The 26,905-nt window shown below is 43.1% G+C and carries 17 protein-coding genes; 7 read left to right on the top strand and 10 right to left on the bottom strand.

From position 1 onward, the window contains the following. Positions 1–21: 21 nt before the first annotated feature. The 6 genes from DP114_RS11770 (at position 22) to DP114_RS11745 (ending at position 15,444) form a co-directional block, all read left to right on the top strand. Entirely contained in the window at positions 22–1,902 is a 1,881-nt protein-coding gene (locus tag DP114_RS11770) for a ShlB/FhaC/HecB family hemolysin secretion/activation protein (RefSeq protein WP_169266694.1), read from the top strand. A gap of 147 nt (positions 1,903–2,049) precedes the next feature. Further along, the gene (locus tag DP114_RS11765) at positions 2,050–4,218 is read left to right on the top strand and encodes a two-partner secretion domain-containing protein (protein ID WP_172195199.1); all 2,169 of its coding nucleotides are present in this window, start codon (positions 2,050–2,052) and stop codon (positions 4,216–4,218) included. Next, positions 4,163–5,836: an S-layer family protein gene (locus DP114_RS11760; RefSeq protein ID WP_172195197.1), complete on the top strand. Its 1,674-nt coding sequence runs from the start codon at positions 4,163–4,165 to the stop codon at positions 5,834–5,836. The genes DP114_RS11765 and DP114_RS11760 overlap by 56 nt, the downstream gene beginning before the upstream one ends. Positions 5,837–5,972: 136 nt before the next feature. Further along, positions 5,973–8,786, top strand: a complete 2,814-nt coding sequence (locus DP114_RS11755) for a two-partner secretion domain-containing protein (protein ID WP_172195195.1) — start codon at positions 5,973–5,975, stop codon at positions 8,784–8,786. Positions 8,787–9,428: 642 nt separating this feature from the next. After that, positions 9,429–11,960 carry a two-partner secretion domain-containing protein gene (locus DP114_RS11750; protein ID WP_171976154.1) on the top strand — a complete coding sequence of 844 codons (2,532 nt, stop codon included), beginning with the start codon at positions 9,429–9,431 and terminating at the stop codon, positions 11,958–11,960. A 586-nt stretch (positions 11,961–12,546) separates the two neighbouring features. Beyond that, the gene (locus tag DP114_RS11745) at positions 12,547–15,444 is read left to right on the top strand and encodes a CHAT domain-containing protein (RefSeq protein WP_171976153.1); all 2,898 of its coding nucleotides are present in this window, start codon (positions 12,547–12,549) and stop codon (positions 15,442–15,444) included. Between the two features lie 279 nt (positions 15,445–15,723). On the opposite strand, the gene DP114_RS11740 is transcribed toward DP114_RS11745, so the two are convergent. Continuing rightward, complete coding sequence (locus DP114_RS11740; RefSeq protein ID WP_169264398.1) at positions 15,724–16,314, bottom strand: fasciclin domain-containing protein; 591 nt, start codon at positions 16,312–16,314, stop codon at positions 15,724–15,726. A gap of 689 nt (positions 16,315–17,003) precedes the next feature. Further along, positions 17,004–18,656: a mechanosensitive ion channel gene (locus tag DP114_RS11735; protein WP_171976152.1), complete on the bottom strand. Its 1,653-nt coding sequence runs from the start codon at positions 18,654–18,656 to the stop codon at positions 17,004–17,006. Positions 18,657–18,969: 313 nt separating this feature from the next. Here DP114_RS11735 and DP114_RS11730 point away from each other — a divergent pair, with 313 nt between their 5' ends. Next, on the top strand, positions 18,970–19,422 hold the full coding sequence (locus DP114_RS11730) for an SRPBCC family protein (RefSeq protein WP_171976151.1): 453 nt from the start codon (positions 18,970–18,972) through the stop codon (positions 19,420–19,422). Between the two features lie 62 nt (positions 19,423–19,484). Here DP114_RS11730 and DP114_RS11725 read toward each other — a convergent pair whose 3' ends face one another. From DP114_RS11725 to fdxB, 8 genes are all read right to left on the bottom strand, one after another. Further along, complete coding sequence (locus DP114_RS11725; protein ID WP_169264396.1) at positions 19,485–19,763, bottom strand: DUF7219 family protein; 279 nt, start codon at positions 19,761–19,763, stop codon at positions 19,485–19,487. Between the two features lie 298 nt (positions 19,764–20,061). Further along, positions 20,062–20,511, bottom strand: a complete 450-nt coding sequence (locus DP114_RS11720) for an ArsC/Spx/MgsR family protein (RefSeq protein WP_169264395.1) — start codon at positions 20,509–20,511, stop codon at positions 20,062–20,064. 85 nt (positions 20,512–20,596) lie between these two features. Continuing rightward, positions 20,597–21,208 (bottom strand): cysteine dioxygenase family protein, encoded by a 612-nt coding sequence (locus tag DP114_RS11715; RefSeq protein ID WP_169264394.1) that lies wholly within the window; start codon positions 21,206–21,208, stop codon positions 20,597–20,599. A gap of 196 nt (positions 21,209–21,404) precedes the next feature. After that, positions 21,405–21,890 (bottom strand): hypothetical protein, encoded by a 486-nt coding sequence (locus tag DP114_RS11710; protein WP_171976150.1) that lies wholly within the window; start codon positions 21,888–21,890, stop codon positions 21,405–21,407. Between the two features lie 61 nt (positions 21,891–21,951). Next, complete coding sequence (locus tag DP114_RS11705) at positions 21,952–22,545, bottom strand: cytochrome c oxidase subunit 3 (protein ID WP_169264392.1); 594 nt, start codon at positions 22,543–22,545, stop codon at positions 21,952–21,954. Between the two features lie 347 nt (positions 22,546–22,892). After that, a complete protein-coding gene (ctaD, locus tag DP114_RS11700) occupies positions 22,893–24,581 on the bottom strand; it encodes a cytochrome c oxidase subunit I (protein ID WP_171976149.1) in 1,689 nt (562 codons plus the stop codon). Positions 24,582–24,701: 120 nt separating this feature from the next. Next, on the bottom strand, positions 24,702–25,703 hold the full coding sequence (locus tag DP114_RS11695) for a cytochrome c oxidase subunit II (RefSeq protein WP_171976148.1): 1,002 nt from the start codon (positions 25,701–25,703) through the stop codon (positions 24,702–24,704). 738 nt (positions 25,704–26,441) lie between these two features. Next, positions 26,442–26,735 (bottom strand): ferredoxin III, nif-specific, encoded by a 294-nt coding sequence (gene fdxB / locus DP114_RS11690; protein WP_171976147.1) that lies wholly within the window; start codon positions 26,733–26,735, stop codon positions 26,442–26,444. Positions 26,736–26,905: the final 170 nt, after the last annotated feature.

Genomic DNA, 26,905 nt, shown 5'->3' with positions numbered 1-26,905 from the left:
TTCGTGTGAGGAGCCAATAATATGAATCGAGGCGGGCAGCTTGGGTTTGGTAATCTCAATTTAGCTGTAGCATTGCTGATAAATATGTGCTTTTTTTTACCTCAATATAAAGCTTCTGCCCAGAAGTTGATAAATGAGGGTTATAAGAGCGAAGTTTTACCTCCTAAATTTCAGATTTCGACTGATAGTCCAAAAAGCAGTCCTAAAAGTATAGGCTCAACAGCTATTCTATCTCAGGTTCCAAATCCTATCACTCCAGAACCACCACTACCAGCTCCACAACCAATTCCGACTCCAGAACCATCACCGCAAATTCCACTGGATGTCACTCCATCAACACCTCCCACAACACCTTTCCCTCCAGAATCGCGTCCTGGCGTACCTGGAACTCTTACCGTTAAAGAGTTTGAAATTGTAGGTAACAAAAAAAAGATCTTTAGCAAGGAAAAGTTACGTGAGATAACGAAGAAATTTACCGGTAGAGCAATCACCTTTGCTGAATTGCTGCAAGTAGAAACTGAAATCACGAAGCTTTACACAGATGCTGGCTATGTGAATTCTGCTGCTGTGATTAATGTTGACGACCAACAACCTCTTCCTCAACAGGGAGCAGTTATCAAAATTCAGATTATTGAAGGTGGAGTAGAAGAGATTAAGGTCACAGGTACGCGACGGTTGAACCCAGACTACATACGCAGTCGCATAGCACTTGCTACCTCTACACCGTTGAACCGATTTCGCCTGTTAGAAGCACTGCAACTCTTACAGCTTAACCCTTTGATTAAAAATATTTCTGCTGATTTGTCTACGGGATCACGTTCAGACCAGAATTTAGTGGAAGTCAGGATCGTAGAAGCAGACTCCTTTCGGACAGAGTTGTTTGTCGATAATGGTCGTGCTCCTAGTGTCGGTAGTTTCCGACGAGGTCTCCGTATCACCGAAGGCAATGTCTTCGGCTTGGGCGATAGCTTTGGTGCAACATACACTAATACTGATGGAAGTAATGCCCTGGATCTCAGCTATGCTCTGCCAGTGAATCCTCGCAATGGCACACTGAATGTGGCAGGTGGATTTACAGACACCACCATCGTTGAGCCACCATTTGACCGCATTGATATTATAGGTGACTCTTTTTATATTGATGTTGGTTTTCGTCAGCCAATCTTCCAATCTCCAACTCAGGAATTGGCGCTGGGTTTAACTTTTTCTAGAGAGCAAAGTAAGACGACACTTTTGGGAAGAGGTGATGTCTTCCAGAATTTAGGAGCCGACAAGAATGGAGAAACCCGCATCTCAGCACTGCGATTTATTCAGGAATATACACAGCGCAATTCCCAACAAGTCTTTGGTTTTCGCTCTCAGTTTACTCTGGGAGTAGGGTTTTTTGACGCCACTACTAATGGCACAACTCCTGATAGTCGGTTTTTCTCCTGGCGTGGACAAGGACAGTATATACGACAATTAGCACGAGACACCTTACTGGTGTTACGTTCTGATCTACAATTAGCAACAAGAGCCTTAGTACCCTTAGAGCAAATTAGCGTCGGTGGTATACAAAGCGTCCGGGGTTATAGGCAGGATGAGTTTTTGGTAGATAACGGCTTTTTTGCTTCCGCAGAAGTGAGATTTCCTATTCTGCGGGTAGAAGAAGTCAAAGGAGTTTTACAACTCATACCCTTTGTTGATTTTGGCGTTGGCTGGAATAATTCCATCAGAGGTCGTCCGAATCCAGTTCTTGATCCCAATACTTTGATTGGTGTGGGTTTGGGTTTGCGATGGCAGATGGATGATAAATTGGATGCTCGCATTGACTACGGTATCCCGCTAACTGATGTGAATTCTAGGGATCGAACGTTGCAAGAGCAAGGTTTGTATTTCTCAATCAATTACAGTCCTTTTTAGAAGGATAATCATGACACGGTCGAAGTACGCCATGCTGTACTCCTGAAGATAGTACTTTAAACAATTATACAGTGGTCTTTATTAGAAGAAGTGACATTTGTCAAGATCCGCATCAGAAAACGTAAGTTAAATTTACATTTGGAGATCATGATGAAACAGGGTTGGCATTCACTAATTTTATTCACCTTACCCTTATGCGCCATAGGGAGTTTAACTTTTCTAGATACAGCCACAGCACAACAAGTGACTCAACAAGTCACTCCTGATGGAACTGTATCCACGACAGTTACCACTCCTGATGGCAGAAATTTCACCATCAATGATGGGACAAGAAGAGAAGGAAACCTTTTTCACAGCTTCAAAGAATTTTCTGTACCCACAGGTGGTTCGGCTAACTTCAACAATGCAGCTGATGTGCAAAACATCATCGGTAGAGTGACGGGTGGTTCTGTTTCTAATATTGATGGTTTGATTAGAACAGTGGGCAAGGCAAACTTATTTTTACTCAATCCCGCCGGGATCATTTTTGGACCAAATGCCAGCTTAAATATCGGTGGTTCATTTTTTGGGACTACAGCGAATAGTTTTTTATTTGATAATAATTTTGAGTTTAGTGCGACTAACCCGCAAGCACCGCCATTGTTAACAATCAATGTTCCGATTGGGTTGGGATTTCGGAATAATCCCCAACCAATTCGCGTACAGGGTTCTGGTCAATCTGAGGGGACAGATGGTGCAACTCGCAGTTTTTCTAACCCAACTCTTGCAGTGAATCCAGGAAAGACCCTAGCTTTAGTGGGTGGCAATGTCAGTTTAGAAGGTGGCGTTTTGAACGCTTCCGGAGGTCAAGTCTTATTGGGAGGTTTGGCAGCCGAAGGAACGGTTGGACTGAATTTTACGGACAACAATTTTAACTTCCCTACAAATGTTGCGCGAGCAGACGTTTTTCTTGGTAAAGGAAATGGAATTGATGATCTAGGAGCTGGCATAAATGTCATTACTAACGACCAAACTGGTGGAAGTATTACTATCAACGCTCGAAATATAGATATTTCCAACGAAAGTTTATTGACTGCTGGCATAGCTGCAAATTCGGGAACAGTTAACACAATTGCTGGAGATATTAGGCTTAACGCTACTGGAGACATAAAAATAAATCAAAGCAGAATCGAGAACAATGTAAACCAGGGGTCTCGTGCTCTCAGAAGTGGCAACATCGATATTACAGCTAGCACGCTCTCACTCACTGAAGGTGCTCAACTTAGTGGCAGCACCTATGGACAGGGCAATGGAGGTAATATAACGATTTCTGCCAGCGATACAGTCTCTTTTTCTGGAGTCAATCCGATAAATGGAAACCCCACTGCCGCTTTTAGTAACGTAAACGCCGGAGGTATAGGCAACGGCGGCGAAATCAACATTACTGCAGGCTCACTCGAGTTGACAAATGGGGGTCAATTGAATGCTTTTGTCCGTGGTGCTTCCGGAACAACTGCTGGTGGAAATGGCAATGCCGGAAACGTCAAGCTTAATATTCGCAACGGCATCACGATTGCGGGAGTGAGTAACGAAGGTTTGCGCAGTAGCATCAACAGTGATGTGGAAAGTGGGGCACAAGGCAACGGTGGCAACATTGAACTGCAAGCGAGATCAGTCTCAGTCACTGATGGGGCGCAACTGTCTGCCAGTACTTCTGGACAGGGAAATGGAGGTAATATCACGATTAATGCCAGCGATACTGTTTCCTTGGCAGGAGATGGCACTTTGGTCATCAGTGATGTCAACAAAGTAGACACTGAACAACTCAAGCGCCAAGGAGGGGATATCATTATCACTACTGGCACGCTCTCAGTCACTGATGGTGCACAATTGTCTGCCAGTACCTATGGACTAGGGGATGCAGGCAATATCAGGATTAATGCTAGCGATACCGTCTCTTTTTCTGGAGTCAATCCAATCAACGGAAACCCCACTGCCGCCTTCAGTAATGTTAACGCTGGAGGTGTGGGCAACGGCGGCGAAATCAACATTACTGCAGGCTCACTCGAGTTGACCAATGGGGGTCAATTGAATGCTTTTGTCCGTGCTGCTTCCGGAACAACTGCTGGAGGAAATGGCAATGCCGGAAATGTCAAGCTTGATATTCGCAACGGTATCACGATTGCGGGAGTTAGTAACAGACGTGATGTCAATGGCAATTTCCAGCGCAGTAGCATCAACAGTAATGTGGAAAGCGGCGCACAAGGCAAAGGTGGCAACATTGAACTGCAAGCTAGAACGGTCTCAGTCGCTGATGGAGGGCTACTGTCTGGTTAGTACTTCTGGTAAGGGAGATGCAGGCAATATCAGGATTAATGCTAGCGATACCGTCTCTTTTTCTGGAGTCAATCCAATCAACGGAGACCCCACTGCCGCCTTCAGTAATGTTAACGCTGGAGGTGTGGGCAACGGCGGCGAAATCAACATTACTGCAGGCTCACTCGAGTTGACAAATGGGGGTCAATTGAATGCTTTTGTCCGTAGTGACTCAGGAACAACTCCAGCAGGAAATGGCAATGCCGGAAATGTCAAGCTTAATATTCGCAACGGTATCACGATTGCGGGAGTTAGTAACGAAGGTACCCGCAGTAGCATCAACAGTAATGTGGAAAGCGGCGCACAAGGCAAAGGTGGCAACATTGAACTGCAAGCTAGAACGGTCTCAGTCGCTGATGGAGGGCTACTGTTGGTTAGTACTTCTGGTAAGGGAGATGCAGGCAATATCAGGATTAATGCTAGCGATACCGTCTCTTTTTCTGGAGTCAATCCAATCAACGGAAACCCCACTGCCGCCTTCAGTACCGTAGAAGCAGGAGGTGAGGGCAACGGCGGCGAAATCAACATTACTGCAGGCTCACTCGAGTTGACCAATGGGGGTCAATTGAATGCTTTTGTCCGTAGTGGCTCAGGAACAACTCCAGCAGGAAATGGCAATGCCGGAAATGTCAAGCTTGATATTCGCAACGGTATCACGATTGCGGGAGTGAGTGGCAGACCTGCAGCCAATGGTATTTTCCCGCGCAGTGGTATCTTCAGTAATGTGGAAGTAGGAGGCGTGGGCAACGCAGGTGGCATTGATATCACCGCGCGATCGCTCTCTCTAACCAATGGCGGTAGACTTTCTAGCACGAATTTCAGCAACGGTACCGCAGGCAACATAAAAGTTACAACCGCTAATGACATCCGCCTGGACAACAAAGCATCTATTCAAGCCAATACCAAAAACGGAGAGGGCAACATTAGCCTAAACGCCCGTGACTTAATCTTGCGCCGCAACAGCAGCATCACCACTAACGCCACAGGCAAAGCTGATGGAGGCGACATCAGAATTAACACTGGCAACTTAGTTGCCCTAGAAGATAGCAATATTACCGCCAATGCAGAAAAAGGCTTTGGGGGGAGAATCTTCATCACAGCTCAAGGTATATTTCGTTCCCCAGACAGTGATATCACCGCCATTTCTGAAGCTGGCTCGCAGTTTAATGGCACTGTGCAATTTAACACACCAGAAACTGACCCCACTAAAGGGTTATTTGAATTCCCAGAAATTGTCACAGACGCCGCACAGCAGGTTGCCCAAAACCCCTGTCAAAGAGGTGTAGGAAGCAGCTTTACCATCACCGGACGTGGCGGACTTCCAACTGATCCCCAAAAAGTCCTCAGTAGTAATAATGTGCGTGTTGATTTAATTAAGCCTGTTACTAGTACAGTAAGTTCAACAACTGCAACAGAAAAGAAACCATCTCAACAGCCAACTGTCAAGCGCATAATACCAGCACAGGGTTGGATATATAACGAAAAAGGTCAGGTGGTCTTGGTTGGTTATGATCCCACCAAAACTGGCCCACAACGTCAACCGCAAACACCTGCTAGTAGTTGTGCTGCAGTCAGATAGAAGTCATTAGGCAGTAGTAGGGTAGGGTTGTGTCTATCAATGACAAACGTAAATGCAAGATAAACAATGCCCACCTTACAGATGGACTGCACTCAGATGAGAGTGTACACAAGTGTTTATAAAAAACGCATTTCCTATGAAAAAGATATCCCTGTTTTTACTCACCTTACCCCTATGCGCCATAGGGAGTTTAACTTTTGTAGATACAGCCACAGCACAACAAGTCACTCAACAAGTCACTCCTGATGGAACTGTATCCACCACCGTCACGACTCCTGACGGCAAAAACTTCACCATCAATGATGGGACAAGAAGGGGAGGAAACCTTTTTCACAGCTTTAAAGAATTTTCTGTACCTGCAGGTGGTTCGGCTAACTTCAACAATGCAGCTGATGTCCTAAACATCATCGGTCGAGTCACAGGTGGTTCTGTTTCTAATATTGATGGTGCGATTACAGCACTGGGGAAGGCGAACTTATTTTTACTCAATCCCAATGGGATTATTTTTGGACCAAATGCTAGCTTGAGAATTGGTGGTTCATTTTTGGGGAGTACGGCGAATAGTTTGCTATTTGACAATGGGTTTGAGTTTAGTGCTACTAACCCGCAAGCACCCCCATTGTTAAGTATCAATGTTCCGATTGGGTTGGGATTTCGGAATAATCCTGGAGCAATTCAAGTACAAGGACCAGGGAACGAACTTGTCTATAATGCCAAGGCGGGACCCCGTGACAAATTCGACTCCAACGTTACAGGGTTACAAGTCGAACCTGGAAAAACCCTAGCGCTGGTAGGAGGAAATGTTTCTGTTAACCGTGGTGTACTTAGATCCAAAGGCGGACGTATTGAAATCGGTAGTTTCGATAGCAACCAAGTTGTGAGGATACTCCCACAAGAACAAGGCTTATCCTTGGGTTATGAAGGTACCCCCAGTTTGAGAGACATTGAGTTTTCTAACAAATCGTTCGTGAATGTGACTGGAGATGGCGGCGGTTCTATTGCGATCGTTGGTAAGAATATCAATTTAAATTCTGAATCATTTCTATTATCTGATACCCTTGGCGATAAAAATGGGGGAGAAATTAGGATTGTTGGCGACTCTATAATTTTCAATCGAGCCAGTGCCTTATCTAACACCTTCAGTTCAGGGAACGGCGCACAAATTAAACTGGATGCCAATAACATCACATTTCAGAATCAGAGTGGTGTAAGTATTCAGACATGGGGCAGTGGTAAAGCTGGAGACATTAACATTGGTGCAAATTCTTTGGAGATTGGAGGCGGCTCAGCCTTCGTAAGCATAACAATAGGAAATAGCACTGGTCTTGCCGGAGACATCAATATGAGTGTCAAAGGTCCATTGGTAGTTAACACAGCAGGTATAACAGCAGACTCATCTGGCACGGGTAATGCTGGCAAAATTAACATTAATGCAAATTCTTTGCAGATTGAAAATTCGGGTATCAATAGCCGTGCGTTTAACAGTGGTTTTGGGGGAGAAATCAACTTTAATATTGCAGACTCTCTTACGATCAAAGGGACAAATATAACTACTAACACCTATGGCAGAGGTGACGCTGGAAAAATTAATATCACCGCAGGTTCGTTTCGGCTTCAAGAAGGAGTAGGTGTTAGTAGCCAAGCGCAGGAAAATAGCAGAGGCAAGGGTGGAGAAATCAACATTACCGTGGCAGGTACGTTGGAATCAGGAAGAGGTGTAGGTATACAAACAAGCACCTATGGTCAAGGTGACGCTGGGAAAATTAATATTCGTGCAAATTCTTTAAGAGCGAAAAACTCAGCGATTTCTAGCAATACAACGGCAAGTGGCACAGGTAACGGTGGAGAAATCAAAATTACAGTGGCAGATCTGTTTGATCTCAACGCAACAGGTGTGAAGACACAAAACTTGGGCAATGGTAATGGAGGTGATATCCAAATACAAACCAACAATTTTTCTCTAAGCAATGGCTCACAAGTCTCTGCCAGCACCTCCGGAAAGGGAAATGGCGGGGGTGTCACCGTTAATGCAACTGGCAATATCTCAGCAGATGGTCAGTTTACGAACGGAAACAAAAGTGGATTTTATAGCACTGTTGGATCATCAGGCGTGGGTAATGCTGGAGGAGTTAACATCACTGCGCGATCGCTCTCTCTAACTAATGGCGGTACAGTCTCTACCAGTAATGCTGGCAGTGGTGCAGCAGGCAACATTACAGTTACAACCGCTAAAGACATCCGGCTGGACAACCAAGCATCTATTGACGCCAACACCAAAGGGGGACAGGGGGACATTAGCCTGAATTCTGGCGACTTCATTTTGCGTAACAACAGCAACATCACCACAAACGCCCAAGGCACAGCCGGTGGAGGTAATATCAGGATTAACACTGAAAACTTAGTTGCCCTAGATGATACCAGTATCACTGCTAATGCGGAAAAAGGCTTTGGCGGGAGAATCTTCATCACCGCTCAAGGTATATTTCGTTCCCCAGACAGTAAAATCACCGCCATTTCTGAAGCTGGCCAGCAGTTCAATGGAATTGTGCAATTTAACACACCCGAAATTGACCCCAGTCAGGGATTATTTGAATTGACAGAAACTGTTACAGACGCCGCACAGCAAGTGGCCCAAAATCCGTGTATAAAAGGTTTTGGTAGTACTTTCACCATCACCGGACGTGGCGGATTGCCATCTGATCCCAATAAAATCCTCAGTAGTGACAATGTGCGCGTTGATTTAATTGAGCCTGTCGTCAGTACAGTAAGTTTAACAACTGCAACAGAAAAGAAACCATCTCAACAGCCAACTGTCAAAAAGATAATACCAGCCCAAGGCTGGATATATAACGACAAAGGTCAGGTGGTACTGGTAGGTTATGATCCCACCAAAACTGGTCCACAACGTGAGCAGCCAGCACCTACTAGTAACTGTGCAGCAACCAGATAAAATTCTTTACAACTAGAACAACCAAATTCAACTAAAATACTTAAAATTAATACAATCTTTTGCCACTTGCTCTCTATGTGATGAGCGCAATTGGCAAATCTAATTTCGGGTAGACACTGCTTACCTGAAATTTGCCATTGTCATCGATAAGACAGTGCCCACCCAACAAATTAACTGCTGTAAATGCGTCAACAAGAAGGGGTGCAAGGGTGTTGGGGCAACGCCAAGATGAGCGCTCAGCGGCTCGACTGAGGGGAAGCTGAGCGGCGTCGTTCGCGTAGCGTCTCCGTTCGGCCTCAAGCCGTGCCCGTTCGCGCAGCGTGTCCCTTTGGGACTCAGGGCTCAGGAGATAGCTTCGCCGAACGTCCGAACGGTGTAAGGGTGTGAAAAATAAATCAGTGGACTGCTTGACACCTTTGGTGGTTCAGGGGCTTTGTTGTACAAAAATATCGTTTTTTCTTTCCGCTTACACCCGCGCGTTTTGGTTACAGCTTAGCTTTGACTCATAAAAACCAATGTAAAAAATCTTTAGAAAAAATGCATACTCGTATGAAAACATTTAGGCGATTGCACAACGTTAACAAAATCTATTTGCTGTCTTTACTCGCTGTACCTCTATGCACTCTGGGCAGTCTTGCGCCTATGAGTATTGCAGTTGCGCAAGTCTCTGCTGATGGAACTGTATCCACCACAGTTACCACTCCTGACGGCAAAAATTTCAACATCAATGATGGAACTAGAAGAGGAGGAAATCTTTTTCACAGCTTTAAAGAATTTTCTGTACCCACAGGTGGCTCGGCGAACTTCAATAATGCAACGGATGTCCTAAACATCATCAACCGGGTGACAGGTGGTTCTGTTTCTAATATTGATGGTTTAATTAGAACACTCGGCAAAGCGAACTTATTTTTACTCAATCCAGCAGGGATTATTTTTGGACCAAATGCCCAATTAAATATCGGTGGTTCCTTTTTGGGGAGTACCGCGAATAGTTTTTTATTTGACAATGGGTTTGAATTTAGTGCGACTAACCCGCAAGCGCCGCCATTGTTAACTATTAATGTTCCGATTGGATTGAGGTATCGCGATAATCCCCAAAATATTACTAGTCAATCTGCTGTTCTTAGTGTTCCTCAAGGAAACTCCTTCGCACTGGTAGGTGGTAACGTCAGTTTAAATGGCGGTGCAATAACAGCACCAGGAGGACGAGTTGAGATAGGAGGATTGTCTGCTCCTGGGATAGTTGGGTTGAGTAGTAATGGAAGCTTGAGTTTTCCTGTGGGAGTACAATTCGGTGATATATCGCTCACAAATGGTGCAACTGTTGATGTACGTGCAACAGGAGCAGGGAGTGTCGTCCTGAATGCCGGAAATATAGACCTTTTGGGAGGAAATATTTTTGCTGGCGTTGGCAAAGGATTAACAGCAGATAACTCACCACCAGGAGACATTACACTCAATGCGATTGGGAAAGTGACTATTAACTATCCCAGCCAAGTGACTAATATTGTAGATGAAGATGCTACTGGCAATGCAGGTAACATTAATATTAAAGCTGGTGAAATTTCGATCACGAATAAGGCTAGTACTCCAACAGATTCTCCGCTTCCTCCTACATTAAATACAAGCCCGCGTGGAAGTGGACCTTCTGGAAACATATCACTTGAAGCCACCACAGGCTCGATTTCTTTAATTGGGCAGGATGCAAGTGCTGGGGATACACTTATCTCCACTTACGGCGGTGTACCACAAAGCGGAAACATATCACTAAAAGCGAATACTTCTATATCTTTAGACAATGCTTTTTTGGTTGCGGGCAGCTTCGGCGGAAATGCGGGCAATATATCATTGGAAGGTAATCAGTTTGTATCATTAGTAAACAATAGCTCCGTTGTTAGCCAAGTCTTTGGTAGAGGAAGAAATTCTGGCAACATTACAATACAATCGTCTGGTCCGGTCTATTTGCAACATACTTTGGTCAACACTGCTGTTGGATTTCCCGATGCAACCAGAACATACCCAACACTAGGCAATGCAGGTGATATAAACATTAGTGGAAGCTCTATTTTTATCACAGATGGCACAGAAGTCTCCTCTAGATCCTTCAACAGTGGTAACTCTGGTAAGATTGTGATTAATGGCACTAATCGAGTAGAAATTTCAGGCAAAGAGCCACTTATATCGGACGACAGCGATCGCTCTGGTGACTTTGAAAATACTACGGTGACAACGACTAGTAAGCGATTTGCCGGAGGTAATGCTGGTGATATCACTATCAATACTCGTAACTTACGTGTATCAGATTATGGTACTGTCACAGCAACAACTGAAGGCAATTTTAGAGGCGGCAATATAAATATTAATGCCAGTGCTGTTGACTTGACTAACGACGGACAAGTTAGTGTTAGCAGTTCAGGAGGAGGAAGTGCAGGCTTGCTAACAGTTACGGCTAACTCCATCAAACTGGACAACCGAGCATCTATTAACGCCAACACCACAGCAGGACAGGGCAACATTATCCTGAATTCCGACGACGTTATCTTGCGCCGCAACAGCAATATCACCACAAATGCGACAAACATAGCTGATGGAGGCAATATTACCATCAACACTGACAACCTAGTTGCCTTGGAAAATAGCAAAATCACAGCCAATGCCCAACAAGGTTATGGAGGGAAGGTAAACATTACAACTAAAGGTAATAGATTTCTTTCTCCAGACAGCGTGATTAGTGCGACTTCCGAACGCGGTCCACAGTATAGTGGTACTGTGCAATTTAACACACCAGAGATTGATCCTAGTCAAGGATTATTTGAATTGACAGAAACTGTGATCGACCCCGGACAGCAGATTGCCCAAAACCCCTGTGCTAAAGGTTTTGGTAGTACCTTTACCATCACCGGGCGTGGAGGATTGCCAACTGATCCTAATAAAATCCTCAGTAGTGACAATGTGCGTGTTGATTTAATTGAGCCTATTCCCAGTACGGTAAGTTCAACAACTGCAACTTACACGCAACGATCTACCAATCCACCTGTCAAACGCATAATACCTGCTCAAGGTTGGATATATAACGAAAAAGGTCAGGTGGTGCTGGTAGCATATGATCCCACCAAAACTGGCCCACAACGTCAACCGCAAACACCTGCGAATAGTTGCGCCGCAGACAGATAAAATTCTTCACAAGTAAAACAACCAAATTAAACGTACAATACTGATACCATTCTTGCAGCATAATTCTTGTCCGCGAAGAAAGAAATTTCTTGGCTCAAAGTTTAAGTCCGTTTTAACTAACATCTTGCAGCATTCTCAATTATCGGGAGGCTGAGCCTCCCAACCCTCGTTCCTGGGCTACAGCCTGGGAACAAGATATCGAGGCTCTGCTTCGTTGTTGATACTGGTGCAAGATCTGATTTTTAACGGACTTTGGCTATGCAGCCCTGAACGTTAAGTTCAAGAGGTACTAAAGTCAAGGTGCAAGATCTAAATAAGGGGGTTTAAGTCCCTCACTAAATCTTTGATGAGCGTGCTTAACAAGACAGTGACGAACCCCAATCCCCCACTAAAGGATTGTTGACTCCTGTAGAGTGCAAAAGCGCAGCCCATTCTGAGTTGGTGAATTCTTCAATATTTTCTAAAACAGCTCAGGACTTACGCAACTAATACCTGCTAGTCGTTGTGCTGTACGTTGAGGTATGTGTCTGTTAACGGAACTTAGGAATTAGTAATCATTATATATTTTTGACAGAAGGAGCCAAATATGATATTCCACAAATATCTACTCAGAAAGATACGAAATTTATCCAAAAGAATATATAAAAAGCGATCGCTTGTTCTGGCAGCCTTATTATTTATCCTCTCAGGAATATCGCCTGTTGTTGGGGCTAAAGTTTCTTCGCCAACCTCACCAACCTCGATTGTCCAATCTCCATATGATGCTGAACAGTTAGCTAACAAAGCAGTCAAATTCTATCAGAGTGGAAGATTTGAGGAAGCAGCATCAGCTTGGAAACAAACAGCGAGTGTTTTTGCTGCTAGAAGAGATAGATTAAATCAAGCAATGGCGTTGAGCAATCTCTCTTTGAGCTATCAACAACTGGGACAGTGGGAACAAGCTAAAAAGGCAATCGAAGACAGTTTGGCACTTTTGAAAACACCATTACAAGGAAAACAAGAATTAAAAGTCTTGGCTCAAAGCTTGGAGATTCAAGGCTCTTTGCAAAGAGAATTAGGTCAAACAGCAGATGCTCTCAACTCTTGGCAAGAAGCAACTAAGATTTATGCAAGAGCGAATGATCCAGAAAAATTAGCACAGAGCAAGATTAATCAAGCTCAAGCGATGCAAGATTTGGGTCTTTATCCTCGTGCTTGTAGTACTTTATTAGAAGTTTTCAATCAAGAACTCGGGGTAAAAAGCTGTGATAAGTTAGGTCAATTAACTCCAGAAGAACTCACGAAAAAACTTCAAGCCATTGAACTTCAACGTCCTTCTGTATACAAAGTTGTGGGATTACGAAGTCTCGGAGAACTGCAGCGATTCATTGGTCAATTAGAGCAGTCTCAAATGATTTTGAAAGCAAGTTTAAAGCAAGCTCAAAATTTAAATTCTCCCCAAGAGCAAGCTGATGTTTATCTGAGTTTAGGCAATACAGCACGTGACTTAGGTGAAGTTGATCTAGTTCGGGACACAAGAGAGGAATCTCAACGAGAAGCACTTGATTCTTACACTAAAGTCGTGAAGCTGTCTCCATCGCCAACTGTGCGACAACAAGCAGAACTGAATAAACTGAGCTTGTGGTTGAGCGAGTTGAAACCAAAAAAATCGTCAGAATCACAACAGTCGGAGAACTTGTCGCAAGAAGATAATCAGAAAACAATATTAGAAGCAGAACAATTATGGAACAAGCTCAATCCTGAACTGAACAACTTGTCTGCTAGCCGGACAGGAGTGTACCTCCAAATCAACTTTGCTCAGAATTTACTCAAATTAGCTCAACAAGAACAATTCCCACTCCAAGCTAATTCCAAACTCCCAATCCTTGACGACATTGATAGGATATTGGTGAAAGCTGCACAACAAGCCAGAAGTTTGGAAGACAAAAGAGCCGAGGCTTATGCTTTGGGAAATCGTGGCAGACTGTACGAACTGAAGAAAGATTTACCGAAAGCAGAAGAATTAACAAAACAAGCTCTAAGTTTAGCTTCCAGTTTTTCAACACCAGACGTAGCTTACCAGTATTTCTGGCAGTTGGGGCGGATACGTAAAGATCAAGGAGAGACTAAGGATGCGATCGCCGCTTACACCAAAGCATATAATGCCCTTCAGTCACTACGCAGTGAGTTAGTAGCAATCAACCCAGAAGTACAGTTTTCTTTTCGGAACAATGTCGAACCAGTTTATCGAGAGTTAGTTGAGTTAGATTTAAAATATGTAGATTCCTTAAAACAAGCAGGAACAAAACAGGTAGATTCATTAAAACAAACTCAAAAAAAGGAAAACCCTCAAACATACATAGATCAAGCTCGTACCGTTATTGAATCTCTACAATTAGCTGAATTAAACAACTTTTTCCGAGAATCCTGCGTAGAGGCAAAAGCCCAAAAGATTGATGATATAGATAAAACCGCAGCAGTTATCTATACAATTGCTTTGGAAGACCGGTTAGAGGTTATTCTGAGCCTACCAAATCAACCTTTAACCCTTCATACAGCTCCTGTTGGTCCAGGAGAACTTAAGAAAATTGTACAAGACGATGTGCAACGTTCTCTCGCCACTTTTACCAGTAAAGAGAATGACTTTTTGCCTATATACCAAAAATTGTATGGCTGGATAATTCAACCACTGGAAGCAGAGTTAGCAAACAGTAAAGTCCAGACTTTGGCTTTTGTACTGGATAAAGACTTGCGGAATATCCCTATGGGTATTCTTCACGATGGCAAGCAGTATCTACTAGAAAAGTATGCCATTGCTGTAACACCTGGTTTGCAGCTAGTGAATCCAAAACCAATTTCAAAGGTTGGTTTGAGAGCTTTAACAGCCGGACTCAGCGAAAACCCCCCAAATGAGAGTTTTCCAAAATTAAGTTACGTAAAGCAGGAACTAGAACAAATCGAAAAATTTGGAGTTTCATCTAAGGAACTCCTCAACGAAAAATTTACTACCGCCGAGATTCAAAAACAGACTGCTGCATCTCGTGTTCCTCCCATAGTCCATCTAGCAACTCATGGTCAGTTTAGCTCCAGGGTTAAGGATACGTTTATCCTCGCTTGGGATCGCCGCATCAATGTTAAAGAATTGGGTGGCTTACTGCGAGACAACACCCAGTACCAGCGTACACCAATCGAATTATTAGTTCTCAGTGCTTGCCAGACAGCTAGTGGAGATGATCGAGCTGCTTTAGGATTGGCTGGAGTTGCGGTGCGTTCTGGAGCACGCAGTACACTGGCGACACTGTGGTCTGTAGAAGATAAAAGTACTGCTCAAGTCATGGGTGAATTTTATCGTCAGTTAGAGCAATCCAAGAAGACAAACATAAATAAAGCACAAGCCTTGCAACAAGCACAATTGGCTCTCAAAAATCAGCTGGCTCTCAAAAATCAGGATTACACTCACCCCCATTTCTGGGCACCGTTTGTACTAGTGGGGAATTGGCAATAAACGACACACACAATAAAATTGGGCACAGGATGCTGTGCCCATTGGTGTCAATTATACTGTGATCAAGGGAGGCTACAGCCCTCCAAATGGGTATTCCCAGTCGGAGACTGGGAACGAGGCAAAATAGCAAGTTATGTTGAATACAATTTGGCGATCACTTTTCTACGAGACGCTGCTTTGTATGCCTACGGCACGCCTTACGGAAGAGCGCATGATTGCGTGCTCTGCACTTACGAGGTCTGCGCAGAGCAGAGATTGACCACCCGTACAAGTAGAGTTTTACAACCCAGGGGGCATAAGTACCTTGTCAACTTCAATAATCACACCATTGCTTGCTTTGATAGAGGGATGCTTACCAATCGCATTATTCAGCTTGACTGTGCCTTCTGGGTCAACAGTTATTTTGATTTGATCCCCTTCAACAGTTGTGACTAATTTACCATTTAGGTCTTGGTCTTTACCAGTAATATTACTAGTAACTAAATGATACTTCAGCACTTTGGCTCGATTTTGTGGCTGGCTATATCGCTCAAAGTCCTTTTTAGGTAAAGCATTAAAGGCTTCATTGGTTGGAGCAAATATTGTGTAATTACCTTGCTTCAAAGTATCCAGAAGACCTGCTTTTTTCAACTCATGATAAAGATTAGCAAATTTAGTATTTTGGCTTAGTGTATCAGCAATGCTTTTCTCAGAGTTGCGGTAGGGATAACTGCGATGAGCTGAAGGCTGAAAAAGAGCCATAGGAGGATAGAATTTGGCTAACACAGGAACACTGATGAGGGTAGTGACACCAGCAATTCCTACAGCGCAAGCTAATTTCTTGAACTGGCTCTTGGTGATTGGGGCTTTTAGAGGATTTTGATTAAGCATAAGTAGATGAGGTTTAACTAAACACTTGAAAACTTTTCCAACTTCTAGTCGCAGACTCTTAGCCGGAAACCACCCTTTAAGATTGTACGGATAGGAGGCTATAGGAGAAAAGCTCGACGTCAGTCGCTACAAGGGACGTAACCTCAACGCCAGTTACCTGTAGAGGAGGCAGTACTATAACGCACTGTCTACCCACGGCTCTATCTTCTCCTACTCATGGTCTAACAGTTCATGTTCAGCCAAGTCTTAGTCTCAATGCTTACTACAACCCAATCAAGGGTGATTCCCGAAATCTTTTCTGAAAAATAGCAGCGATTTTTGCATTCTGTGATTCTGAGTCAATAAAAAGCTGCTTGTTTGCTGCAAAACCTTTTTTATAGTTCCAACGATTCGTGAAATCCTACTTCTTTTTATATTTCGCTGTTTCTAGATTTGTTGTTTGTTTCCCTTATTTTTTGTTTTTCTCTACAATTATACCTTTAGATTGTTGTTTGTAATTTGCAAACTCATAAAATTTTACACATTATTTGCGACAAATCGGTGAAAACACCTCAGATTGCACGTTTTGTCTTAAGGTACTCAAGAGCCAAGGTTCTCCGGTTAAGGATAACTTTTGGCTCTTGACAAGATTCACGGCTTAAGATATAAAGCCTGAGAGGTTATAGTCCGTCTTCAGAGCAAACAACTAGTTAATTTCTTCCTTTGAAGGAGTCAAGCCACTCTTGGACTTGTCCTCTGGCAATATCGCGAGCACCTAAACCAAACGACAATGCAATAGCAACGGCGATCGCTCCCAGTAAAAGTCCAAAAGCTAAATTCACAATATCACTAGCAACACCAATCTGTTGCAGTGCCATTGCAGATACAAAGGCAATAATCGCAATCCGGGTGAGTTGTCCCAAAATCCGTGCTTGGCGATTGCCAGAACTGGTAATAATGCTGAAAGCAAGATTTGCCAGAAACAAACCGATAGCGAATACGACCAATCCGGCCAAAATCCGCCCCAACACTACCACAATACCACTCACCAATACTGTGAGCGCTGGAATGTTCAGGATATTAACTGCTGCCAAAGTTGCAAACAGCATAATACCGACAAGAGCGATAATGCCGACGATTTCCGACGGAGTGCTCTTTGATACTCCAGGTGCTATTGGTTCTTGTGCAATGACGACTCGTCTGGTGGGTGATGGCAGACCGAGAACAGAGAAAATGTTGTTAAATCCTATACTTGTGAGTATATTAGTTACCAACTCTGATACAAACCGCCCAACAAAATAGGCAATAATCAAAATAGCTATTGCTGTAAAGATACTCGGCAGTACATTGAGAATCTGTTCCAGCATTGAGATTGCCGGTACGGAAATCGCTGCAATTTGCAGTTGATTGAGTGCCGCAATTGCGACAGGAATCAAAATCAAGACATAAACAATTGTACCGATAATCATCGATAGGGATTGCGTTCCTGAAGCTCCACTCAAACCAAACCGATTTCCCAAATTGTCAATTCCCGTTGTCCCCAGTAAGTTTGTGACAATTCGACGCACGATGTTAGCCACAAACCAGCCAATCGCAGCAATTAACGTTGCACCCAAAATATTGGGTATTATTGAGATAATCTGTGTGACAAGAGATTCAACTGGTACTAATGCTTGGGTTAACCCTAAATTCTCAAGCAACGGGATGAGAAAGACTAAAAAGATAAACCAATACAGAGCATTGCCAATCGTCTCACTGATAGACAAGCTATTGAGATTTAGCCTATCGTCTTGTGGTGGATTTAATCGTTCGTCTATCCGCAACGCTTGTAGTGCGCGTATGGTTATCAGCTTGACTAGACTAGCTACTAACCAGGCGACTCCTAAGATAACCGCAGCACTCACTAGTCTGGGTAAAAAGTCACCAATTTGATTGAGAAAACTGTTGAGCGGCTGAGAAGCAACTCTAAGTTGTAACGTATCTAAAACGGCAACTATTGTTATGAGTAGGATGCTCCAGAAGACTATGCTGGAGATAATTCCCTCTACTTGAGGAACATCCCTACCACCGGTTATCCCCGAAGCAATGCGGTTGTCTATATTGGTGCGTTTGAGGAGCGAGCGTACTACAGCAGATACAATAGCAGCAATCAGCCAGCCAACTAACAAAATCAGCACTGCTCCCAGCAAACGGGGCATAAAATTAAGTACCTGTTGTAGAGTTCCTTGCAGGTAAGTGACTGTATCGGGTCGTTCCGATGGCAAGGTTGGCGATTGTGCTAATAATTGTTCTGAGAAATATCGCACCCTCATTGATAAACCAACTTCCATCACCTGGGTTATGTCTTGCCAAGTTGTGTTCATGGTTGTTCAGAATTAAAGTTGAGTGTTATTGCAGAAAACACCTAGATGTTTCTGATGTAAATTGTCCTGATAATCCTACGCTTCCGTAAATTATCAGCGTTTTGTCTATAAATTTACCAGCAAAGTTCTACAAAAAAATGAATATCAAGAGTAATTTTTTGACTTTGATACTTTTTTTTGATTTTCTTAAACAATAGAGTATTTATACCATATACAGAGCAACACTCAACTGAGTTGCCATACTTTTACAAATCCGTTGGCAGTGCGGAATTTCGCGTTACTCTAAATGCAGCCATACCAAAAAAGATGTGGAATGTCTCAAGTCTTTGAACAGTCAATTCAAATTAACGCCACAGCCACAACTGTGGAACGCTGCATTACCGAAAATACTCTTATGCATCGCTGGCTCAATCCCGTCTTGCGTTGCGAACCTGTTGGTGTGTGGAGTACCAATGTTGGTAGCAAAAGTCGGTTTGTGATTCAAATACCAGTCATAAAGCCGACATTGGATAGCACAGTAGTGGAAAGACAGCCCGGTTTGGTTGTGTGGGAGTTCCAGGGTTTTTTTAAAGGGCGCGACGTTTGGGAATGTCAACCTCTAGACAAAGGAACCTGTCTAGTTAACCGCTTTGAGTTCGAGATTCCCAACCCTCTTGTCAGTTGGGGTTTCAAAACCTTTGCCCAAAATTGGACAAAACAAGATATGCAATCTCAACTGCGTCGGCTTAAGCGGGTTGCAGAGGAAATCCAACAAGGGTTTCAATAAGCTTGTTGTACTTTAAAGTCAAATCTTTTTGATTAAGATATGGTTATGTGATGCATCGGATTTCACGTAACATCTGGTGATTCTGGTTCACTTGGTGGTTCGTTACCAATGCCAAGCTGTTTTTTGCTGCGTTTTAACTGTTTCCATAGTGCTTTAATCTGGTTGTAAGCATCTGAGGGAGAGATTTTGCCAGATGTTTCTAAAGACGTGATATAGCCTATTTTTTGAGCGAATTGTTGGAGATTAGCGTTAAATACTAAGTTTTTGGGCTTAAATTGACCATAGTAGCGACCACGAGGATGAAGAAAGCTGTCTTTGTCTTTTTGATTTTGATCTTCCATCAGTTTAGCGATATTTATTTTATGGTATTTAACCTTATCTTAAATAGAGTATTTTTTTTAACAAATAACTCTTTGGAATTATGTATAATCTTTCTAAAGAGAGAGTTTGGTTCAGAGCAAAAAGGGCGCATTGCTCAAATGCAATCCGCCCAAGCCATCTCAGGAGTAAATAGATTTCCTGGTAGTTGTCGGGAAAAGGGAAAGGTTGTGTTTTTTCCTTTTCCCCTTTAACCTTTTCCCACAAGAGTGCAAAAAGCACTTTTGTGCATTGGTCTAATCAAGTGATCTAGTGGTTGCACTAACCTGGCTGATGTTTATGTTCAGAGTTATGAGAACAAGTTTGCAAATCTTGATGCATCAGTTTTTCAGTAATGTCTTTAAGAGTTGCATCCTTGGGTATTAAGCCAATCCAAGCATCTATTTTTTCTACCTCAAAGCCGACTTCACGGCGATCGCCCACTTCCATCAAAGGACGGCGAATTAATAGTGGCTCTTTTAACATCAGCATTAAGGCTGTTTGGGCATCCAAATTTTCCGGAACTATCTCACCAGATTTTACCCGTTTGGCAGAACGATTAAACCATTCAGATACAGGGCGATCGCCAAAAAATGAGCGTAAACGTTCAGCAGTCCAAGGTTCAGTGAGCAAGTTGTATGCTATGACTTGATGACCTGCAGCTGTAAGCAAAGTTTTTTGCTTTGTACCACCTTGACAGCCTGGTTTTTCATAGAAAATTACTGTTGCCATAGTATCGTCCTAATTAGTTAATTTCTTGCAACAATCCGGTATGGGGCTATTTGGAACCGCAGAGAAACGCAGAGAAATTAAAAGATTAAAAATTCTTCGCCGTATGGCTCACTGTATCAAATTCAAAACGATCTTGCATACGAGTTTCACCATAAATATTGAAGGTTACAGTTGGTTGAGAACCCACTGCCTCCACGCTGTGAATTGCATCAGGAGTCAAGCTAATAATATCCCCTGGAAATAAAGTTAATTCTCCTGTTCGTTCAATTTTATCCTGAAATTCTGAATTAGGGGTTCGCTGCCAAAATGTATTTTTTTCTTCTCCTTTTAACACAGCGACAATACCCCAAGTTCCATGATTGTGAATAGTTGATAACGTTCCTGGCGCAAATGTTACCGTTTGTACAGTAAAAGGAAAACCTAACTCATCATAAAGAAGAACAACAGAAACTCCTGTTTTAGAAGAAGGCTCTAAATATCGACTTTGTACCCAGTACGAGTTAACAATTAACCGCCTGACTAACATCCGAATTTCTGGAAGATGACTGGTTTGATCTTCAGTATTACTGAGAGCATCTTCTACTTCAGTCAGGAATCGATAAAAGCGATAATTCTCTCTGAGTAAGTCCCATGGTCTGACAGATTGACAGGTTTGATACTGCCCGTCTTCAGTAACAAGCCAATCCCTTCCTTTCATATGTTTTAGACCGTATAATCAATGATATATTGAGCATCAACTTAAAACTTGATAACTTATTATTTAGTAATAATTCTGGATCGGGGAATCCAGAATACAGCATGAATCAAGTGATTGTAGCTATTGGGGTACAAAAATTTAGATTTTAGATTTTAGATTGGGTTAATTACTGCTAACTCCTGAATTCTTACATAATTTATTCATCTTCTTCGACTGGACGTGTCAAAATATTGTGTACAATACTTCCTCCAAATTCATTTTTTTTATCTACTTCCTTGACTTTCGCACTGATTTCTTTAGCTTTTTCTATATCTCCTAGTTTTGCCAAGACCAGTCCAGAAGCTGCATAAGCAGTTAGATATAATCTAATATTTTGTTCTTCTTGACGAGTGATTAATATTTGCTTAAGTTGCTGCCAATCCTCAGGTAAATGCTCTGATGTTTTAACTTTTTCTAGAACTTTAACTGCTGTTCGCCACGCCATGTGATAGTTATTTTTATAGAAAAAGTATCTATATGCTGCCACTAAGACATCAGTGCTCTCTTGCGTTTTTGCTAAAGCTTGGTTAATATAATTTTCTGATTCGGAAGTATTTTCCCAATGTTCGGCAGCCAATATTAACAACTGTTTGATGTCCTCTGGAACCTCAAACCATGAAAATTTTTCGGTATCAACTTGCATAAGACTTCTCCTTTAGGAATGGGGAATAGGTATTACCAATTTCCTATTCCCGACTCTCAATTTAAAACCTGGTGAGAATGTACAACAGGGTGAAAAGAACAATCCAAATGATGTCTACAAAGTGCCAATAAATTTCTGCCATTGCAATGCCAGTGTGTTTGGTGTCAGAATAGTGACCGGGACGGCGGGAACGCCATACCACACCCAAAATTAATAACACTCCGACAAGAACGTGCAAACCGTGGAATCCAGTCATTAAGTAAAAACAGTTGGAAAAGACATTGGTCGTCAAGCCGTATCCTAAACTGAGATACTCAATTACCTGACCGACTAAGAAAATTGCGCCCATGATAGCGGTGATTTTGTACCACTTCTGCATACCTTGGACATCATTCTTTTTGATTGCTGTATCACCCAAGTGAATCACAAAACTGCTGGAAACCAGAATGATAGTGTTAATTGCAGGCAACAATAACTCTACTTCGGTTCCTTCTGGAGGCCAAACTTCGGTAATGCCTCGAAAGAATAAATAACTGGCAAAAAATCCACCAAACATCAGAGATTCAGAGGCGAGGAACACTAACAGTCCCAAGACTCGTAAATCTGGATGTTCTTCGTGATGATGTTCTGTACTCGTCGATGTTGCTATAGTCATATCGTCTGCGCTGTGAGTATGTGTCAAAACGGGTGAAGCGAAGACCCCTTACTCGCCCAGAACTGAAGTTCCGGGCTTATAGCCCAAGTCCATTAAAATGGACCCAAAACCACCTTGGTTGATAACTTGCACCATTCTCAACAAACGTAGGGTGGGCACTGCCCATCAAAATCGCAAACCCTCATTTTAATGTTGGTAGGCAGTGCCCAACGCCAGATGCTTCAAGCCGGGAAACCCGTCCAACGCACTGGCTCCCCTACAAAAATAGCGTTATTGATAGTGGTGCAAGATCTGAGTTGGTAAGCTTTTGTTATCAGCCAGGGATTTTAACCCCTGGCAATTGTGTACTAAGCACCGACCTGAGTTGCAGCAGATGGCTGTACCTCAAGACTATGGTTCAAACCGTAGTCGTAGGGACCGTGAGTAACGACGGGCAATTCTTCCCAGTTTTCAATCAGTGGTGGTGAGCTGGTTGTCCATTCTAAAGTCAGAGCATTCCAAGGATTATCACCTGCTTTTGCTCCAGCAACCCAACTCCAGAGAATGTTGATGGTAAACGGAATCACTGAGACCGCCAAGACATAAGCACCAATGGTACAAATCTGATTCAGGCTGACAAATTGCGGATCATACATTGCAACTCGTCGGGGCATTCCTTGTAAACCCAACTCGTGCATGGGTAGGAAGGTGAGATTTGTGCCAATGAAGGTGAGGATAAAGTGAATACGACCTAAGGTTTCATTCACCATTCGTCCGGTCATTTTCGGGAACCAGTGATAGATTCCGGAGTAGATACCAAACACGGAACCACCAAACAAGACGTAGTGGAAGTGCCCCACCACATAATAGGTGTCGTGGACGTGCATATCAAAGGGGGCTGTTCCCATTGTCACGCCGCTTAAGCCACCCATGACAAACATCGACAACAAGCCAAGGGCGAAGAGCATGGCAGTTGTGAAGCGAATTTTACCGCCCCAAAGGGTTGCTACCCAGCCGAAAATCTTCACGCCAGTGGGAACGGCAACAATTAGGGTGGAGATAGTGAAGAACATCCGCATCCAACCAGGTGTACCGCTGGTAAACATGTGGTGTACCCAGACGAACAAACCCACGACGCAGATTGCCAAACTGGAATAGGCGATCGCCTTATACCCAAAGATTGACTTACGCGCGTGAACCGGAATCACCTCGGACATGATGCCGAAGATAGGCAGAATCATCAGATAAACTGCCGGATGGGAATAGAACCAGAATAAGTGTTGGTAAATAACAACGTTACCGCCTGCATCTGGTTTAAAGAACGATGTCCCAAAATTGATGTCAAACAACAGCAACACTAACCCCGCTGCTAACACAGGTGTGGAGAGAAGTGCGAGCACGGAGGTTGCCATAATTGCCCAGCAGAACAAGGGCAATTGATCCCATTTCATACTGGGAACTTTCATCTTCCAGATGGTGATGACAAAGTTCAGCGAACCCAAAATTGAGGATGTTCCTACCAAGACAATGGCAAGTATCCACAGGCTTTGAGCGGTGTTAGCTGTGACTAAGCTTAGGGGTGGGTAAGCTGTCCAACCAGATTGCGAGCCACCGAAGATGAAGCTAGCTGCTAGCAGTAAGCCAGCGGGTGGGTTTAACCAAAAGGCGATCGCATTCAGCTTGGGAAAAGCCATATCCCTAGCGCCAATCATCAATGGCACTAGATAGTTACCAAATCCACCAATTGCACTGGGTACGATCCATAAGAAAATCATGATCGTCCCGTGATTGGTCATGAAGGCGTTATACAGGTTAGGGTCAATTAAATCTGCATCTGGTGTCGCCAGTTCGGCACGCATGACAACAGCCATGAGTCCACCAATCAGATAAAACACGAATGCCGTAACCAGGTATTGGAGACCAATAACCTTGTGGTCAGTATTGAATGTGAAGTAATCGTACCATTTCCACGCCTTGGGATGTTTTTGGACAACCGTCTGATTACCAGATCGATTGTCTTCGGGTGGAGTGTTACGTGGAAGTTCTACTTGGGTCATAAGCTGCTAAACATTTAGTTTGCTCGTTTAAGCTGATGAGGCGATGAGGAGGTGGGGAGGTAGGGAGAATAATAATTATTGACTCCTGACTCCTGATTTGTGACTTCTGACTCCTTACAGCTATTTTTGAATTTGAGCCAGAGTTGCAGTTGTGACTCCCATTTGTTGCGCGTGGGGAGCAAGAAACTCTGATGTGGATAAGTCTGCTGGATTGCTAGCAACCGCTTTTTGCATGTCTTGCTGTTGGGCAATGCGGTTTTCAGAGAGCCAGCTTTCAAACTCTTGAGGCGTGTCAACAACAACTTGTGCTCTCATTGAGCCGTGGTAGCCGCCGCAAAGTTCAGTACAAACTACTGGATATGTACCTGGTTTGGTGGCGACAAATCGCAGTTGTGTTGGAATACCAGGAATGGCATCTTGCTTCAGCCGGAATTGTGGCACCCAAAACGAGTGAATCACATCCGTTGCAGAAATGTTGAGTAGCACGTCAGCACCAACTGGAACGTGTAATTCTCCAGTATTCACTCCACTTTCGGGGTAGTCGAACAGCCAAGCAAACTGCATTCCGGTGACGTTGACAACCAAATCGGCTGGTTTACCTAGCTCTGTGGGAGTTGCGCCAATACCAATTTTAGGGATTGGTGCAGGGGAAGGGATTTCTGACTCATCGAGTGAGGCATCACTTAGAGTAGCAGCAATGGCACTTCCTGGCATTTGGGCAACATGAGCTGGGGAATGGGGCATATGAGGATGACTCCCCACTTCAAACCCTCCCATGCGGTTAAAAACATCAACGCTGTAGATTCCTAAGCAGAGGACGATAATAGATGGGACAGCCGTCCAAAAAACTTCTAGTGGTAAGTTGCCTTCAACATGCACGCCATCTGTATCATCTCCTGGACGGTGACGATACTTAACCAAAAAAATCACAATGGTTCCTTCTACCACCAAAAACAGAGCGGTGGCAATAGAAAGCATAACGTTAAAAAAACCGTCTACCAAAGGCGCTTGTTGCGATGCTTGTATCGGTAGTAGACTGTGGTTTTGTCCAACCCAAATGCTGAGAACTGTAACTACTATCCCAGCAAGTAGGGTCCATAGTGAAACAGGAATTTGTTGCATAAATACCTGGTCGGTAAAACGTCATTGAAGGTGTAATTTTCTGGGTTTTACCTCAGTACACCGCATCCTGTGCTCTTGATATATGGTAAGAGCGAGAAAACAGAGTAGTTGTGTCTCTTGCTTACATAGCTAATTGCTAGTAGCATCTTTAGTCATGTGTTTCTTGTCATTTATCATTTGTTTAGTTTTAATGACTAGTAATTAATGACTAATGATCCTCATGGCACAATTAGCTGATTCACCACATTTATTTTCTATGTTTTTTAGGGAAAACTCGGGGGAATTTTAAGATTTTTTAATTCTTTTATTCCCCCAAAAAACGGAAAACTATCTCTCAACTTAAAGTACAAGGCTTTGCACTTTCAGATAATTGAGTTGTAGAGGAGGTCGATCAGAGTCTTGGTGATTCTTTAGCCTATCTAAGCAGCAAATTTTTATTTGTTAACAGCTTACACTTTAAGATGTACGAATTTGTTTGCTGTGAACTTTTTACTCTTACGTTCCTGTAACTTTAAATATTTCCCTCTCGTTACCTTGCTACTAAAGTGAGAAGTTGTTCTCTAGATACCTAAATCTAAAACTTTTGTGAGCCACTTGCCGCCTTGACACTTTGTGTCGTATGCCCAATGTCTGTGTTTAGGAGTTTGGCAAAGTGGCGTTCAAAGGCGCGTCTTGTGAGGAGATACCCGGAGGGTTAAACAGCAACTTTTGAACCAATTTCTGAACAACCCAAAAACTCTAGTTATTCAATGCGGAGTGAGTATAGCAGTTCTTGGAACAAATTCTGGCACAAGCTTCACAACCCACGCAGTTATCTGGATTAGCAACTGTCATGACTTTCTTTTCAATTTCATCATCATCCTCATCATCGACAAATTCTCCTTCTTCGTTCATTGCCTTTAACAACAGTACATTGTGACCGCAGATTTTAAAACATCTACCACAGCCGATACATTTTTCTTGGTCAATTTCCTGAACGAATTTGGGTGTCCAAGTTTTACCACCAAATGTTAATCCTGTTAGCGTTGCCATGAAGTTCCGTTCTGCTATCGTTACACATCTGTTTGACTGTAATGTTGTGAGAAGTTCTTACAAATTTGAATCCGCTTTGAAATAAACAACAAATGAAGACTTGTTATTCAATAACAATTTAAAAAAAATCTCATTTCCAATAAATATTTAATGACTTCTGATATATAAGC

Origin of the sequence: Brasilonema sennae CENA114 (genome assembly GCF_006968745.1) — a bacterium.
Lineage (GTDB): Bacteria > Cyanobacteriota > Cyanobacteriia > Cyanobacteriales > Nostocaceae > Brasilonema > Brasilonema sennae.
This window is presented reverse-complemented; position numbering and strand designations above follow the sequence as displayed.

What these genes read in the sequence shown, in the direction of transcription:
- DP114_RS11730 (WP_171976151.1), top strand. Translation starts at nt 18,970, where the DNA reads ATGTCTCAAGTCTTTGAACAGTCAATTCAAATTAACGCCACAGCCACA.
- DP114_RS11750 (WP_171976154.1), top strand. Translation starts at nt 9,429, where the DNA reads ATGAGTATTGCAGTTGCGCAAGTCTCTGCTGATGGAACTGTATCCACC.
- ctaD (WP_171976149.1), bottom strand. Translation starts at nt 24,581, where the DNA reads ATGACCCAAGTAGAACTTCCACGTAACACTCCACCCGAAGACAATCGA.
- DP114_RS11720 (WP_169264395.1), bottom strand. Translation starts at nt 20,511, where the DNA reads ATGGCAACAGTAATTTTCTATGAAAAACCAGGCTGTCAAGGTGGTACA.
- DP114_RS11745 (WP_171976153.1), top strand. Translation starts at nt 12,547, where the DNA reads ATGATATTCCACAAATATCTACTCAGAAAGATACGAAATTTATCCAAA.
- DP114_RS11735 (WP_171976152.1), bottom strand. Translation starts at nt 18,656, where the DNA reads ATGAACACAACTTGGCAAGACATAACCCAGGTGATGGAAGTTGGTTTA.
- DP114_RS11725 (WP_169264396.1), bottom strand. Translation starts at nt 19,763, where the DNA reads ATGGAAGATCAAAATCAAAAAGACAAAGACAGCTTTCTTCATCCTCGT.
- DP114_RS11710 (WP_171976150.1), bottom strand. Translation starts at nt 21,890, where the DNA reads ATGCAAGTTGATACCGAAAAATTTTCATGGTTTGAGGTTCCAGAGGAC.
- DP114_RS11715 (WP_169264394.1), bottom strand. Translation starts at nt 21,208, where the DNA reads ATGAAAGGAAGGGATTGGCTTGTTACTGAAGACGGGCAGTATCAAACC.
- DP114_RS11770 (WP_169266694.1), top strand. Translation starts at nt 22, where the DNA reads ATGAATCGAGGCGGGCAGCTTGGGTTTGGTAATCTCAATTTAGCTGTA.
- DP114_RS11765 (WP_172195199.1), top strand. Translation starts at nt 2,050, where the DNA reads ATGATGAAACAGGGTTGGCATTCACTAATTTTATTCACCTTACCCTTA.
- DP114_RS11755 (WP_172195195.1), top strand. Translation starts at nt 5,973, where the DNA reads ATGAAAAAGATATCCCTGTTTTTACTCACCTTACCCCTATGCGCCATA.
- DP114_RS11695 (WP_171976148.1), bottom strand. Translation starts at nt 25,703, where the DNA reads ATGCAACAAATTCCTGTTTCACTATGGACCCTACTTGCTGGGATAGTA.
- DP114_RS11740 (WP_169264398.1), bottom strand. Translation starts at nt 16,314, where the DNA reads ATGCTTAATCAAAATCCTCTAAAAGCCCCAATCACCAAGAGCCAGTTC.
- DP114_RS11705 (WP_169264392.1), bottom strand. Translation starts at nt 22,545, where the DNA reads ATGACTATAGCAACATCGACGAGTACAGAACATCATCACGAAGAACAT.
- fdxB (WP_171976147.1), bottom strand. Translation starts at nt 26,735, where the DNA reads ATGGCAACGCTAACAGGATTAACATTTGGTGGTAAAACTTGGACACCC.